The organism is Pseudomonas izuensis, from assembly GCF_002356535.2.
Classification (GTDB): domain Bacteria; phylum Pseudomonadota; class Gammaproteobacteria; order Pseudomonadales; family Pseudomonadaceae; genus Aquipseudomonas; species Aquipseudomonas izuensis.
This window is the reverse complement of record NZ_AP017423.2, coordinates 5,035,960-5,049,518: the sequence shown is the minus strand read 5'-3', so window position 1 is coordinate 5,049,518 and position 13,559 is coordinate 5,035,960. Positions and strand designations below refer to the sequence as shown.

At 59.3% G+C, this 13,559-nt stretch carries 11 protein-coding genes and 4 tRNA genes; 8 read left to right on the top strand and 7 right to left on the bottom strand.

Going from position 1 to position 13,559, the window contains the following annotated elements; translation table 11 throughout:
• Positions 1-154: 154 nt before the first annotated feature.
• Complete coding sequence (locus tag LAB08_RS22335; protein WP_096509675.1) at positions 155-691, bottom strand: TetR/AcrR family transcriptional regulator; 537 nt, start codon at positions 689-691, stop codon at positions 155-157.
• Positions 692-830: 139 nt separating this feature from the next.
• Between LAB08_RS22335 and LAB08_RS22330 the strand changes: the two genes are divergently transcribed.
• Positions 831-2,027, top strand: coding sequence for an MFS transporter (locus LAB08_RS22330; protein ID WP_096509676.1), 1,197 nt, complete (start codon positions 831-833; stop codon positions 2,025-2,027).
• A 39-nt stretch (positions 2,028-2,066) separates the two neighbouring features.
• Here LAB08_RS22330 and LAB08_RS22325 read toward each other — a convergent pair whose 3' ends face one another.
• Positions 2,067-2,816, bottom strand: coding sequence for an SDR family NAD(P)-dependent oxidoreductase (locus LAB08_RS22325; protein ID WP_096509677.1), 750 nt, complete (start codon positions 2,814-2,816; stop codon positions 2,067-2,069).
• 158 nt (positions 2,817-2,974) lie between these two features.
• On the opposite strand from LAB08_RS22325, the gene LAB08_RS22320 reads away from it, so the two are divergent.
• The 3 genes from LAB08_RS22320 to LAB08_RS22310 all read left to right on the top strand — a co-directional run bounded on the left by LAB08_RS22320 (position 2,975) and on the right by LAB08_RS22310 (position 7,099).
• The gene (locus LAB08_RS22320) at positions 2,975-3,874 is read left to right on the top strand and encodes a LysR family transcriptional regulator (RefSeq protein ID WP_096509678.1); all 900 of its coding nucleotides are present in this window, start codon (positions 2,975-2,977) and stop codon (positions 3,872-3,874) included.
• Between the two features lie 105 nt (positions 3,875-3,979).
• On the top strand, positions 3,980-5,131 hold the full coding sequence (locus tag LAB08_RS22315) for a TDT family transporter (protein WP_096509679.1): 1,152 nt from the start codon (positions 3,980-3,982) through the stop codon (positions 5,129-5,131).
• A gap of 93 nt (positions 5,132-5,224) precedes the next feature.
• Positions 5,225-7,099 (top strand): MFS transporter, encoded by a 1,875-nt coding sequence (locus LAB08_RS22310; RefSeq protein ID WP_096509680.1) that lies wholly within the window; start codon positions 5,225-5,227, stop codon positions 7,097-7,099.
• A 139-nt stretch (positions 7,100-7,238) separates the two neighbouring features.
• On the opposite strand, the gene sugE is transcribed toward LAB08_RS22310, so the two are convergent.
• The 3 genes from sugE to rdgC form a co-directional block, all read right to left on the bottom strand.
• The gene (gene sugE, locus LAB08_RS22305; protein WP_008060873.1) at positions 7,239-7,553 is read right to left on the bottom strand and encodes a quaternary ammonium compound efflux SMR transporter SugE; all 315 of its coding nucleotides are present in this window, start codon (positions 7,551-7,553) and stop codon (positions 7,239-7,241) included.
• A 118-nt stretch (positions 7,554-7,671) separates the two neighbouring features.
• Positions 7,672-8,637, bottom strand: coding sequence for a bile acid:sodium symporter family protein (locus LAB08_RS22300; protein WP_096509681.1), 966 nt, complete (start codon positions 8,635-8,637; stop codon positions 7,672-7,674).
• 142 nt (positions 8,638-8,779) lie between these two features.
• Positions 8,780-9,700 (bottom strand): recombination-associated protein RdgC, encoded by a 921-nt coding sequence (gene rdgC, locus LAB08_RS22295; protein ID WP_008060875.1) that lies wholly within the window; start codon positions 9,698-9,700, stop codon positions 8,780-8,782.
• Positions 9,701-9,860: 160 nt separating this feature from the next.
• On the opposite strand from rdgC, the gene LAB08_RS22290 reads away from it, so the two are divergent.
• The 4 genes from LAB08_RS22290 (at position 9,861) to LAB08_RS22275 (ending at position 10,399) form a co-directional block, all read left to right on the top strand.
• A tRNA-Val gene (locus tag LAB08_RS22290) sits at positions 9,861-9,936 on the top strand.
• A gap of 19 nt (positions 9,937-9,955) precedes the next feature.
• A tRNA-Asp gene (locus LAB08_RS22285) sits at positions 9,956-10,032 on the top strand.
• A 199-nt stretch (positions 10,033-10,231) separates the two neighbouring features.
• Positions 10,232-10,307: transfer RNA gene (locus tag LAB08_RS22280), tRNA-Val, on the top strand.
• A 15-nt stretch (positions 10,308-10,322) separates the two neighbouring features.
• Positions 10,323-10,399: transfer RNA gene (locus LAB08_RS22275), tRNA-Asp, on the top strand.
• A 190-nt stretch (positions 10,400-10,589) separates the two neighbouring features.
• On the opposite strand, the gene LAB08_RS22270 is transcribed toward LAB08_RS22275, so the two are convergent.
• Positions 10,590-11,726 (bottom strand): catalase family protein, encoded by a 1,137-nt coding sequence (locus LAB08_RS22270; RefSeq protein WP_096515240.1) that lies wholly within the window; start codon positions 11,724-11,726, stop codon positions 10,590-10,592.
• A gap of 17 nt (positions 11,727-11,743) precedes the next feature.
• Positions 11,744-13,546, bottom strand: a complete 1,803-nt coding sequence (locus LAB08_RS22265; RefSeq protein WP_096509682.1) for a di-heme-cytochrome C peroxidase — start codon at positions 13,544-13,546, stop codon at positions 11,744-11,746.
• Positions 13,547-13,559 lie beyond the last annotated feature (13 nt).

Here is a 13,559-nt window from a genome sequence, read left to right as displayed (position 1 = left end):
GTCAGTGTCGACCAAGGTCGTGGCGTGGCGGGGTGTCGCAGTGTTGCGTTCAGCCGGATTTGCGGTGCCGGTGCGGACCTCTTCGCGAGCAGGCTCGCTCCCCCAGTTGAAATGCATTCCATCGTGGGAGCGAGCCTGCTCGCGAATGGCGGTGTCACTGACTCAATGCAATCGCGATCAACCGATGCAATTCCTCGACTTTCAGCGGCGCCTCGGAAAACAGAATGCGAAACACGATAGGCGCCGCCACCAGATTGATCAGCCGATCGACGCTGGGCGTGGGCTCATCCGGGTAGCGGTCGAGAATGACCTGCAATTGCCCGCCAATGATCGTCGCGCAATAGCTCGGCTTGAGGCACGACTGCACGTCGCGCAGCATGTTGCGGCCGGGGGCAGAGCTCATTTCATCCAGATACTGTTCGGCCCAGGCCCGCACATCGCCTTGCAGGCTGCCGGTCCTGGCCGACTCGGTTTCCGGTTGCAGGCGGGCGAGCGCAACGTCCGCCAGCAGTGCCGACAAGTCACCCCAGCGCCGATAAATGGTCGAGGGTGTCACTCCCGCGCGCGCGGCGATCTGCGGCACCGTCACGGTGGAGCGGTCCTGCTCTTCGAGGAGTTCGCGTACGGCGGTATGAATCGATTCTTGCACCCGGGCGCTGCGGCCACCGGGACGTAAAACGGGAGCGGTCATCTGTGTTTCCTGTCTCGTGCCGGGGCTGGCCCCGGTCTTGAAAGTCATGCACCGGACCTTAACACAAAGAGTTTGCTTTAAGCGCGATCCGGTAGCACACTCCGCAAAAGCAAAAAATTAGCTTTTGCGGAGCGTTCCCATGTCCTCTACTCATCCCCATCGTGCCAGCCTGTGGTTTCTGGCAGTCACTTTACTCAGCTTCCTGGCGGCCTCCACGGCGCCGACGCCCCTGTATCACTTGTACCAGGAGCAACTGCAATTCTCGCCTGCGGTGCTGACCCTGATTTTCGGCGTGTATGCCCTCAGTTTGTTGGTGGCGCTGCTGACCGTCGGTTCGCTATCGGATTACCTGGGGCGCAAACCGGTGATATTCACCGCTGTGTTGCTCAACATTCTGGCGATGCTGCTGTTTATCTCCGCCGACAGTGTCGCCTGGCTGATCAGTGCTCGGGTGCTGCAAGGCTTCGCCACCGGCATGGCCACCGCCGTATTGAGCGCCACGCTGCTCGATACCGATCGTCAACAGGGACCGCTGATCAACAGCGTGGCACCGTTGCTCGGCATGGCCCTGGGCGGGATGGGCTGCGGATTGTTGGCCGAATTTGCGCCAGCGCCATTACACCTGACCTATTGGTTACTCTTGGCTCTGTTTGCGATGCAGGCCGTGTACGTATGGCGTTTGCCGGAAAGTGTCTCGCGCCAGCCAGGTGCATGGGTGTCATTGCGGCCGACCCTGCATGTGCCGGTGCAAGCGCGTTCGACGTTGTGGAGGGTATTGCCGCTCAACACTGCAACTTGGGCGCTCGGCGGATTCTTCGCGTCTCTGGCTCCATCATTGGTGCGTGCAGCCACCGGTTCAACATCCAACCTGGTCGGTGGATCAACCGTGGCGGCATTGACGCTGACGGGCGCCCTGATGATCTTCACCTTGCGCAATCGACCGGCCTCCCTGGCGTTGCGGCTGGGTGCCAGTTTGCTTGCGACAGGTGTGATCCTGATTCTGCTGGGCGTACACAGCGCCAACCTGCCGCTGTTTTTCCTCGGTACGCTCGTTGCCGGTTGTGGCTTTGGCAGTGGTTTTCTGGGTGCCGTGCGCAGTCTGGTGCCGCTGGCCTTGCCCCATGAGCGGGCGGGTCTGATGTCAGCGTATTACACACTCAGTTATCTGGCGTTCTGCCTGCCGTCGTTGCTGGCCGGCAATCTTGCGCGCACTTTCGGGCTGGTGGCGACCACAGATGGGTATTGCGGGGTTTTGATCATCCTGTCGCTGAGTGCGCTGTTTTCACTGCTGCGCCAGCGCACCGTCAGTGTTTGTAGCGCTGCCGGTCGGTCATAAATAACGGCGCCTCGAGAGGCGCCGTTTTGTTGTCCGCAGTTAGATCTGCGCAAACCCTCCGTCTACAAACAATTCAATACCGTTGATGAAACTGCTGTCGTCCGAGGCCAGGAATACCGCGGCTTTACCCACTTCCGATGGCGACCCGAGGCGGCCCATTGGCACTTGGCTGCTCAGATAATCGAGCAGGCCTTGTTGTTGATCCTCCGGCGCGAGCTCGGTCAGGCCGGGGGTGTGAATCGGACCCGGACTGATCACGTTGACCCGAATCCTGCGCGCCTTCAGATCCAGCAACCATGACCGGGCAAAGTTGCGTACTGCGGCTTTGCTGGCGCTGTACACGCTGAAGTTTTCCGTGCCTTTGGTCGCAGTGGTCGATGCGGTGAGGATCACCGAGCCACCGTCCTTGAGCAGGGGCAGGGACTTCTGCACGGTGAACAGCAGGCCTTTGACGTTGACGCCGAAAATCCGGTCGAAATGTTCTTCGGTGATCGCCCCCAGCGCCAGCATGTCTCCACCACCGGCGTTGGCAAAAACGATGTCCAGATGACCAGCCCTGGCTTGGATCACTTCGAAAATCCGGTCCAGGTCATCAAGGTTCGACACGTCACCCTGAATGCCGGTGACGTTCTGGCCGATGCTGCGAACGGCCGCATCCAGTTCCGCTTGACGGCGACCGGTGATGAATACTGTGGCGCCCTGATCAACGAAGGCTTGAGCCGAGGCCAGGCCAATGCCGGTAGTGCCGCCGGTGATCAGTGCGATTTTGCCTTTGAGAGTGCTGCTCATGCGGTGAATCTCCGAGAGTCGTGTGGGAGGAGTTCGGCGCTGATGTGTGCCGTTGAAGCCACTCTATGCCTGACGATTCGGCAGAAAAATCACCTGAATCGGGTTTGTTTGTACATGGTTGTGGACAATACTCAGGGCTCTTCGACTGAGGGTTGACCATGAATCAATTGCTGGCCATGCGCGTCTTCGCCCGTGTCGTACAGGCTGGATCCTTTACCCGGGCCGCCGATTCCCTGAACCTGCCCAAGACCTCAGTCAGCAAACTGGTGGCCGAACTGGAGGAGCACCTCGGTGTGCGCTTGCTGCAACGCACCACCCGCCGCTTGACGGTGACGGCGGACGGCATGGCCTACTACGAGCGCGCCTTGCAATTGATGGTTGAGCTGGATGACCTGGACAACAGTTTCGCCAGTGCTCAAGGGCGTCCGCGAGGGCGGATCCGGGTCGATGTCGGAGGCTCGGTAGCCAGCATCCTGATTATTCCGGCCCTTCCGGATTTCCATGAGCGTTTCCCGGACATCCAGATTGATCTGGGTGTCAGCGACCGGTCAGTGGATTTGATCAGCGAAAATGTCGATTGCGTGATTCGCGGCGGCCCGTTGACCGAGTTGTCTCTGGTGGCGCGTCCGTTGGGTCTGTCGAGCTGGACCACCTGCGCGACGCCGGCTTATCTGGCGCGTTTCGGTACACCGACTGATCCCCGGGACCTGGAAAAACATCACCGAATCATCAGCTATCACTCGGCCCGCACGGGGCGGGTGATGCCGGCGCGTTTCGAGCGCAACGGCGAGAAAATCGAAATTCAGGCGCGTGGCCTCATCAGTGTCAATGAAAGCAACGCACATTTGGCGGCGGGGCTGGCAGGTCTCGGAGTGATTCATACCTTCACGTACACCGTACAAACGCACATCGAGCGCGGTGAGCTGGTGCCGATTCTTCAGCATTGGCGGCCAGCGCGTTATCCGTTTCACGTGCTGTACCCGCCGAACCGCCACTTGAGCAATAGAGTGCGTGTGTTTATCGATTGGTTGGCTGAGTTGTTCGCCGGGATGGCTTAGTCTCTTATTTGTAAAATAGATAACACTTAGAGATATTACCCGTTATATCGATATTCTATTCGGATCTATGATGGGCTCTACCTCACCAGAGGACAGGAGTTCGTTATGACATGCACCCACACTGCCAAACCCGGAATCAAGCCTTTTCGCCATTTGCAGCACCCGCGCGAGGTCATTCGCCAGTTCACCCCGAACTGGTTCGCCGCCACCATGGGCACCGGAGTGCTGGCTTTGGCGCTGGCGCAATTGCCCGTCGCCAATCCCGTTCTGCACGCCATTGCCGAAGCCCTTTGGCAGTTCAACATCCTGCTGTTCCTGTTATTCACGGCGTTGTACGCGGCGCGTTGGGTGCTGTTTTTCGATGAGGCGCGGCGGATTTTCGGCCATTCCACGGTTTCGATGTTTTTCGGCACCATTCCCATGGGCCTGGCGACCATCATCAATGGCTTGCTGGTGTTCGGCCTGCCGCGCTGGGGTGATGGCGTGATTCAGCTGGCGGAAGCCTTGTGGTGGCTGGATGTGGCGATGTCACTGGCGTGCGGGGTGCTGATTCCCTACATGATGTTCACCCGCCAGGAACACAGCATCGATCAGATGACCGCCGTCTGGCTGCTGCCGGTAGTGGCGGCGGAAGTGGCGGCTGCCAGCGGTGGCCTGCTGGCGCCGCATCTGGCCGATGCCCATTCGCAATTGGTGGTACTGGTGACCAGTTACGTGCTTTGGGCATTTTCCCTGCCTGTGGCGTTCAGCATTCTGACCATTCTGTTGCTGCGCATGGCGCTGCATAAACTGCCTCACGAAAATATGGCCGCCTCCAGCTGGCTGGCGCTTGGACCTATTGGCACGGGCGCGCTGGGCATGTTGCTGCTGGGGGCCGACGCTCCGGCGATTTTCGCCGCCAACGGTCTGCCAGGTATGGGTGAAATCGCGGCCGGCCTGGGTCTGGTCGCCGGCATCACGCTGTGGGGCTTTGGTTTGTGGTGGATGCTGATGGCGGTATTGATCACCCTGCGTTATCTGCGTGCCGGTATTCCTTTCAATCTCGGCTGGTGGGGTTTCACCTTCCCGTTGGGCGTCTATTCTCTGGCGACGTTGAAACTGGCCAGCACGCTGCACCTGACGTTTTTCAGTGTCTTTGGTTGTGTACTGGTGACCTTGCTGGCGGTGATGTGGCTGATTGTCGGGAAACGCACCGTGCAAGGCGCGTGGCGGGGCGAGTTGTTTGTCTCGCCGTGCATTGCAGGATTAACGAAATAACCGGCAAATTTTCGGTAATGTGTGGCCTGGATCGACGTGCGATATTCCAAGCATTGTATTCAGGCCTCTCTCTAAATCAGGGACACATGGAAGATGAGTCACCCCTCACAGTTCACCTTGCTGCGCACCCGGCGCTTCCTGCCGTTCTTCGTGACCCAATCCCTCGGGGCGTTCAACGACAACATCTTCAAGCAGTCGTTGATCCTCGCCATCTTGTACAAGCTCACCCTCGAAGGTGACCGTTCGATCTGGGTCAACCTGTGTGCGCTGCTGTTCATCCTGCCGTTCTTTCTGTTCTCGGCATTGGCCGGGCAGTTCGGGGAAAAATTCGCCAAGGACGCGTTGATCCGTCTGATCAAGCTTGGGGAAATTGCCATCATGGCGGTCGGCGCGATCGGTTTCATGTTCGATCACTTGTCGCTGATGCTGGTGGCACTGTTTGCCATGGGCACCCACTCGGCGCTGTTCGGGCCGGTGAAATACTCGATCCTGCCCCAGGCCCTGCGTGAAGATGAGTTGGTTGGTGGCAACGGTCTGGTGGAAATGGGCACCTTCCTGGCGATCCTGGCCGGGACCATCGGTGCCGGGATCATGATGTCGTCCAGTCATTACGCGCCGGTGGTTTCCACCGCAATCATCGGCATCGCCGTGCTCGGCTACCTGGCCAGCCGCGGTATTCCGCGGGCGGCGGCGGCTTCGCCGCAAATGCGCCTGAACTGGAACATTTTCAGCCAGTCCTGGGCCACGTTGAAACTCGGCCTGGGACAAACTCCTGCGGTGTCGCGCTCGATTGTCGGCAACTCATGGTTCTGGTTCGTCGGGGCGATTTATCTGACACAGATCCCGGCGTATGCCAAGGAGTGGATGCACGGTGATGAAACCGTGGTGACGCTGATTCTGACGGTGTTCTCGGTCGGTATCGCCGTGGGTTCGATGCTTTGCGAGAAGCTCTCCGGGCGCAAAGTCGAGATCGGCCTGGTGCCGTTCGGTTCGTTCGGCCTGACCGTGTTCGGATTGCTGCTGTGGTGGCATTCCGGAGGGATTCCGGACAGTGTTGCAGGGCATGGCTGGATCGAGATTCTCGGATTCGGCCACACCTGGCTGGTGTTGCTCGACATCCTCGGCCTGGGGGTGTTCGGTGGTTTCTACATCGTGCCGCTGTACGCGCTGATCCAGTCTCGCACCGCCGAGAACGAGCGGGCGCGGGTCATTGCCGCCAACAATATTCTCAATGCGTTGTTCATGGTGGTGTCGGCGATTGTCTCGATCATCCTGCTGAGCATGGTCAAGCTGTCGATCCCGCAGTTGTTCCTGGTGGTGTCGTTGCTGAACATCGGCGTCAACGCCTACATCTTCAAGATCGTCCCCGAGTTCACCATGCGTTTCATGATCTGGCTGCTCAGCCATTCCATGTACCGCGTGGAGCATCGCAATCTCGACCTGATCCCCGATGAAGGCGCGGCGCTGCTGGTGTGCAACCACGTGTCGTTCGTCGATGCCTTGCTGATTGGCGGTGCGGTCCGTCGGCCGATTCGCTTTGTGATGTACTACAAAATCTACAACCTGCCGGTGTTGAACTTCATCTTTCGCACGGCCGGGACGATTCCGATTGCGGGACGTCAGGAAGATATCCAGATCTACGAAAAAGCCTTCACGCGCATTGCCCGGTATCTGAAGGATGGCGAGTTGGTGTGCATTTTTCCCGAGGGCAAATTGACCGCCGATGGCGAAATCAATGAGTTCAAGGGCGGGCTGACGCGGATTCTCGAAGAAACACCGGTGCCGGTGATTCCCCTGGCCTTGCAGGGGTTGTGGGGAAGTTTCTTCAGTCGCGATCCGGGCAAGGGACTGTTTCGCCGGTTGTGGTCGCGGGTGACCTTGGTGGCGGGACCGGCGGTGGCGGTTGAAGCGGCGGAGCCTGCCAGGTTGCAAGCGTTGGTGGGGGATTTGCGTGGGACAGTCAGGTAATCGGTGATTGTGCAGGACTCATCGCGGGCAAGCCTTGTTCCCACAGGTTTTCTGTTGTGTTCACAATATCGGTCACACCACATAACCTGTGGGAGCAAGGCTTGTCGGATCGCCGCACCGCCGCGATGGCGTCAGTGGCTTATGCGCTAACCTTGAGCCCAACCAACCCGGTAATGATCAACGCCACACTGGCCAACCGCACCAGCGCCATGGATTCACCAAACAGAATGATCCCGGCGATCACCGTGCCGACCGCACCCACACCGGTCCAGATGGCATAGGCCGTGCCCAGCGGCAATTCCTTCATGGCAAGGCCCAGCAAGCCAAGGCTGACAGCCATGGCCGCAACGGTGAGGGCGGTGGGGAGCGGACGGCTGAAGCCATCGGTGTACTTCAGGCCGACGGCCCAGCCGACTTCGAACAGGCCGGCGAAAAACAGAATGATCCAGGACATCAGAGACCTCCATCGATTGACGGGGTCGTCCCCAGATTAATGACTCGATCGAGCCGCGGGGTCGTCCCCGCGTTGCGCAATATAGTGCCCAGCATTAATCCGGGGATCAAGTTTCGGATCAGTCGATGGCTTGCTGAGCGGCGATTTCGCGGTCCTGTTTCTCGCTCATGCGTCGGAACCAGGTCGAGAGCAGGGCGCCGGAAATATTGTGCCAGACGCTGAACAACGCACTGGGCACCGCCGCCAGTGGCGAAAAGTGCGCGCTGGCCAACGCGGCACCCAACCCGGAGTTTTGCATGCCGACTTCCAGGGCCAGGGATTTTCGTTGGGCCAGTGGCAGCTTGAACAAGCGCCCGGTGAAGTAACCCAGCAGGTAGCCGAAGCTGTTGTGCAACATGACCACGGCCATGATCAGCAGGCCGGACTCGGCAATTTTCGCCTGGCTGGCGGCAACCACGGCGGTGACGATGATCACGATGCTCACCACAGACACCAACGGCAATACATCGACGGCGTGGCGAACCCGATCACCGAGCAGGCGTTGGGCGACGACACCCAGCACGATCGGCAGCAGCACTACTTGCAGAATCGACCAGAACAATTCCATGAACGAAACCGGCAGCCAGGCGGAAGCCAGGAGCCAGATCAGCGCCGGCGTCAGCAGTGGAGCGAGGAGGGTGGTGACGGCGGCGATGGCCACCGACAATGCCAGATCCCCGCGTGCCAGCCAGGTCATCACGTTCGATGAGGTGCCGCTTGGGCAGCAACCGACCAGAATCACCCCGACGGCGATCTCCGGTGGCAAATGGAAGGCCTGGCAGAGCAACCACGCCACACCGGGCATGATCACGAAATGTGCAACGACTCCTAGTGCCACGCGCCATGGATGGCGGGCGACTTCGGCGAAGTCTTCGAGCTTGAGGGTCAGGCCCATGCCAAACATCACCACCCCGAGCAGCGGGACGATGGCGCCCTTGAGGCCGATGAACCATGCCGGTTGCAGGAACGCCACGACAGCGAATATCAGTACCCAGTAGGCGAAGGTGTTGCCGACAAAACGACTCAATGCAGCCAATGCGCGCATGGCCTGATCCTTATTTTAAATAACACCACAAACCAATGTGGGAGCGAGCCTGCTCGCGAAGGCGGTGGGTTAGTCAATATATATGTCGACTGATACTCCGCTTTCGCGAGCAGGCTCGCTCCCACAGGGGAACCGGCAGGCTTTAGATCCCTTGGGGAGTCTCTTCCCCACCCAAGGCTTCAACCAATGCCGGCAGGAAGTCGCCGAACGTCAGCATCATCAGGGTGAAGCTGGCATCCAGTTGGCCCAGGGCTTCGTCACCGCCGTCCTGTTCCGCCTGGTCTTGCAGCAGGTCTTCGAACTTCAGGCGCTTGACCACCATTTTGTCGTCGAGGACGAAGGACAGCTTGTCCTGCCAGGCCAGTGACAGCTGGGTGACCACTTTGCCGGTGCTCAGGTGCAACTGGATTTCTTCGCTGGTCAGGTCCTGGCGCTTGCAACGCACGATGCCGCCGTCTTCGTGGGTGTCGCGCAGTTCGCACTCGTCCAGCACGAAGAAATCGTCCGCGGCTTTCTGGGTGGTGACCCACTCGGTCATGGTCGCGGTCGGGGACATCTTCACGGTCAGTGGACGCACCGGCAGCGTACCGATCACTTCACGCAAAGTGGACAACAGGTCTTCGGCGCGTTTCGGGCTGGCCGAGTTGACCAGGATCAGGCCCTGTTTCGGCGCGATGGCGGCGAAGGTCGATGAGCGACGGATAAAGGCGCGCGGCAGGAAAGCCTGGATGATTTCATCCTTGATCTGGTCGCGTTCCTTCTTATAGACCTTGCGCATCTGCTCGGCTTCAATCTCTTCGACCTTTTCCTTCACCGCGTCACGCACGACGCTGCCCGGCAGGATGCGTTCTTCCTTGCGTGCGCTGATCAGCAGGAAGTCACCGCTGACATGCACCAGCGGCGCATCTTCGCCCTTGCCGAACGGTGCGACGAAACCGTAGGTGGTCAACTCCTGGCTTGCACATGGGCGCGCCAGTTTGGTGGCCAGTGCAGTTTCCAACGCCTCGGCATCAACAGGCAGATCTTGGGTCAGGCGATAGATAAGCAGGTTTTTGAACCACATGGGGTGAGTCTCTCCTTATATACAAAGGCGGGCATTATTGTCCTCCGTGTGCCATAGGCCAACCCTTCTCTAAGCCTTTGGAAGGCATGAAAAAATTAATTAAAAAAGTGCTTGCCAGAGGTGGGGTCGCTCCGTAGAATGCGCGCCACACCGAAGCGAAGGGTGATTAGCTCAGCTGGGAGAGCGTCTGCCTTACAAGCAGAATGTCGGCGGTTCGATCCCGTCATCACCCACCATTCGTTTCAAGTGTTACGCGCAGCGGTAGTTCAGTCGGTTAGAATACCGGCCTGTCACGCCGGGGGTCGCGGGTTCGAGTCCCGTCCGCTGCGCCATATTCGGTAACCTGGAACACTGAACGCCAGGTCACCACGGAAAAGCCCGCTGATGCGGGCTTTTTTCTGCCTGAAGTTTGTCGGTTGTATCTGCTGGGCGCGTCGTTTCACTGGTTTTTAGATTTTTTTGAAAAATTTATCAATTAAATCAACACTTTATAAAAACCTGTGGCATAATGCGCCCCGCAACGAAGGTAAAGGGTGATTAGCTCAGCTGGGAGAGCGTCTGCCTTACAAGCAGAATGTCGGCGGTTCGATCCCGTCATCACCCACCACTTTCAACGCTACGCGCAGCGGTAGTTCAGTCGGTTAGAATACCGGCCTGTCACGCCGGGGGTCGCGGGTTCGAGTCCCGTCCGCTGCGCCATATTCGGTAACCTGGAACACTGAACGCCAGGTCACCACACAGAAAGCCCGCTTAATGCGGGCTTTTTGTCGTCTGGCGTTTGGGTTTTCTGCCTTTGTAGGAGCGAGCTTGCTCGCGAAAAACCCGAGAACACCACGGGGTGTCAGACTTCCCGCGTTATCGTTGACGACCATCGCGAGCAGGCTCGCTCCTACAGCCCGGCATTGCGGGCGTGTCGGTAGTCGCTGACGGCCTCGTAGACGGCTTTGCGCAGTCGGTTGATGCCGCCAATCGGACGATGCGCCTCAAGTCCAAACCATGGGTTGAACGAAAGATTGTCGCATTGCAGGTTCAGCGCCGGCGTGTCGAAATCCTGTGCCGGCACTGTGATCCTCGCGACGGTTTGGAACGGCGCATCGCTCTCACGCCACTCAATGCTGGTGTCTTCGATCGGCATGTATTTGTTTGCGTCCTGGCGCTGGATCTGCAAGACGAAGCACGCCGGCACTCGATCTGTGGATAACTGCTGGTTCAGCGCGCTGCGCAGGAAGTTCGGCAGCTTCTGATTTTGTGCCGGCAAGGTGTAGTCCGGGCAGCTTCCTGGGTCGGGCATCACGCGAAACTTGGCATTGGCCTCACCGAATTTATAGGGCGAAACCGAAAAATAGGTCGTCCGGGTCGGGCTCGGCGGTGCAGGTGAGAGCGTCGCCAGGGCAATGAACAGATGACGCACCTGCCAGGCGCGCGGGTCCCAGCCCGGAAAGAACGCCATCATTGTTTTGCCATCCGCCTGAGCAGCGACATTCTGACGATACTCAGCGACATCGCTGACGAAGAAATTCGGATGGCTGAACATCACGAAGTCCTGTTCGCCTCGTTGCGGCTGATCGCTCAGCAGTTGTTTGCCCGGCACTTCGAGCAGCTTGATGGCCATGCCCCGGGCATCATGGATGCTGTCGAATTGTGGGTAGGCGTTGCCGTTGGACAGGCGCATGGTCGCTTGCCAGGTTTTTCCGGGTTCGCTGAACACGCCTTGGCGCAAGTCGCTTTCCAATTCCGGCAGTACCTGGACTTCCGCCTGCACGCAGCCGTGGGCCTTGGCATGGGCATCACGCAGATAGCGTGTGCTTTCGCGGTGCTGGTCGACGATGCGCACAGCGGTCTGAATGATCTCCTGAGTCATTGCCGCTTCACCATTCGGGATCAGTTCCTGCGCTGATACCGGCCCGCGGTGTTGCCAGGCAAACCACGCGGTGGCCAGCGCCCAGCCGAGCAGTCCAAGTCCCGACAGCCAGAGCAACGCCTTGCCAAGAAAGGTGCCCAGGCGCAACCAGAGGGTCTTCAACAGGCAGCAAATCCTTTTGATCATGGCAGCTGCGACTCCAGCGGGCCGCCCAGCACTTTCAGATACTCCAGCAGTGCCCAGCGCTCCGGCGGCTGCAGCAGGCGGCCAATCACGCCGTTGCCGAGCTTGCCGGAGCGGAATTCGTGCCCGCTGTTGTGGTTGCCGGTGATGCGCGTGTCGAACTGAAAGCCGTTGGTAAAGGCTTCGGTGCGATAGCCCAGGTGCTTTGGGTCGTACTCGAAGGTGCCTTTGTAAAACGTGGTTGCGCGTTCATCCTGTGGTGAGAGCAACTGGTAGATGCTTGGCACCGAACCGTTATGCAGAAACGGCGCCGTCGCCCACACGCCTGCCAATGGTCGAGCCTTGTAGGCGCGTAATTCACGTACTCCGATAGGCAGGCCGAAACCGTCCAGCTGCGGTCGTTCGGCCGGGGTTATACCGGCGTCGCGATAAGCCCGGTTCCCGACAAATGCCGTGACATAGGCCAGGCCCCTGGCCACTGACATCTGGCTAAGATCGAGCGGCTCGGTGGGCTTGGGCTCGACGTCGAGTTGTTCCAGTTCCTGCTGATTCCATTGCAGCGCCGTCAGGTCGAAACGGTGGTCGGCAATGTTGTTGGCGGCGCCTGGGTCGGTACCGATGAACGCCACCGGCAGCATCTTCAGGTGTTGTACGTATCGCCCTTCGCCTTGAGTCACCCTTGGTACGTGGCAGCCGGCGCAGTTCTCGCTGAACAGGGCACGACCTTTGGCAGCCAGTGGCTTGTCGATTGTTCCTAGCAGGGCTTCCGGCCAGGCGGGTGGTTCCAGCCGTTGCAGGGTTTCCTCGATCAGGTGCAAATCGTGCACTCGAACACTGGAGGGGTAACGGTCAGCGCCCATCAGCGGCTGCCTGTTAGGGTCAAAAAAATTCAGCGTGGCGCCTACACCCAGGGCTTCGCCGATATTGCGCGCCATGGGTTGCTTCGCCGAGCCATTCCATTGCACCCAATCGAAGGTCCACATGTCCCATAACGGCGGATAGTCGACAGGGGCGTTGGCCACGCGGTAGTTGGCGGGGGAAATCGCATCGCCGAAGCTGGCGTTGGCAATGCGCCCGAACGCATCAGTACGCCCCGGGCCTTCTTCAGTCGGGTAGAGCCCGCGATGGGTGTCATTCCAGGCCACTTTCAGGAAGGTATCCAGGGAGCCTTTGAATTCCTTGCGCAGTTGCTGGTGTCGGGCCTCGTAGTCCGGGCCCAGCACCTCGCGGGCGAAACGTTCGAATTTCCACGGGTTGTAGTAAGTCGAGGCCAGGCTCGCCACCAGTGCTTGTCCGAAACTCCCGCCTCGCAGTGTAGGAACACTGGAAGGCAAAACATGCTGCGCCGAACCGCCGTCGATGCGCACGGCCTGTCCCTTGAAGCGCAGTTCTCCGGTGTGGCAGGCGGCGCAGGTAATATCCAGAAATGTTTCTGTGCCAGCGGAATTCTGGTGCCGGGCAAAGCCCACCGGCAGGTTGCCGGGGTTGTTCGGTGTGGGTTTCTGCCCGGGGTCGATCAAGAAACCGAAGCGCGCAAGGTATTCAGGAGCGGCGAAGCGTTGTTGCGAGAAAGGCAGTTCGAGCGCAGTGAACCAGTCGTAGCGCAAGCCTTTGACCTGAGTGCCCTGGGGCGTGAAGTAATAGGTATCGCGGTCGGCAACGCTCCATTGCTCCAGGTAATGCACCTGCTGCGCCGGGGACCACAGCGGCAGTTTCGGATTGGCGACGTAGTACAACACCACGGCCAGGCCTGCACACAGCAGGACACCCATCACACACAGCAATCGGAATAAGAGGCGCAAGATGAACGTCCTT

Coding starts and splice junctions, on each gene's coding strand:
- LAB08_RS22325 (WP_096509677.1), bottom strand. CDS start 2,816: ATGAGCAGCACTCTCAAAGGCAAAATCGCACTGATCACCGGCGGCACT.
- LAB08_RS22320 (WP_096509678.1), top strand. CDS start 2,975: ATGAATCAATTGCTGGCCATGCGCGTCTTCGCCCGTGTCGTACAGGCT.
- LAB08_RS22330 (WP_096509676.1), top strand. CDS start 831: ATGTCCTCTACTCATCCCCATCGTGCCAGCCTGTGGTTTCTGGCAGTC.
- sugE (WP_008060873.1), bottom strand. CDS start 7,553: ATGTCCTGGATCATTCTGTTTTTCGCCGGCCTGTTCGAAGTCGGCTGG.
- LAB08_RS22310 (WP_096509680.1), top strand. CDS start 5,225: ATGAGTCACCCCTCACAGTTCACCTTGCTGCGCACCCGGCGCTTCCTG.
- LAB08_RS22335 (WP_096509675.1), bottom strand. CDS start 691: ATGACCGCTCCCGTTTTACGTCCCGGTGGCCGCAGCGCCCGGGTGCAA.
- rdgC (WP_008060875.1), bottom strand. CDS start 9,700: ATGTGGTTCAAAAACCTGCTTATCTATCGCCTGACCCAAGATCTGCCT.
- LAB08_RS22300 (WP_096509681.1), bottom strand. CDS start 8,637: ATGCGCGCATTGGCTGCATTGAGTCGTTTTGTCGGCAACACCTTCGCC.
- LAB08_RS22315 (WP_096509679.1), top strand. CDS start 3,980: ATGACATGCACCCACACTGCCAAACCCGGAATCAAGCCTTTTCGCCAT.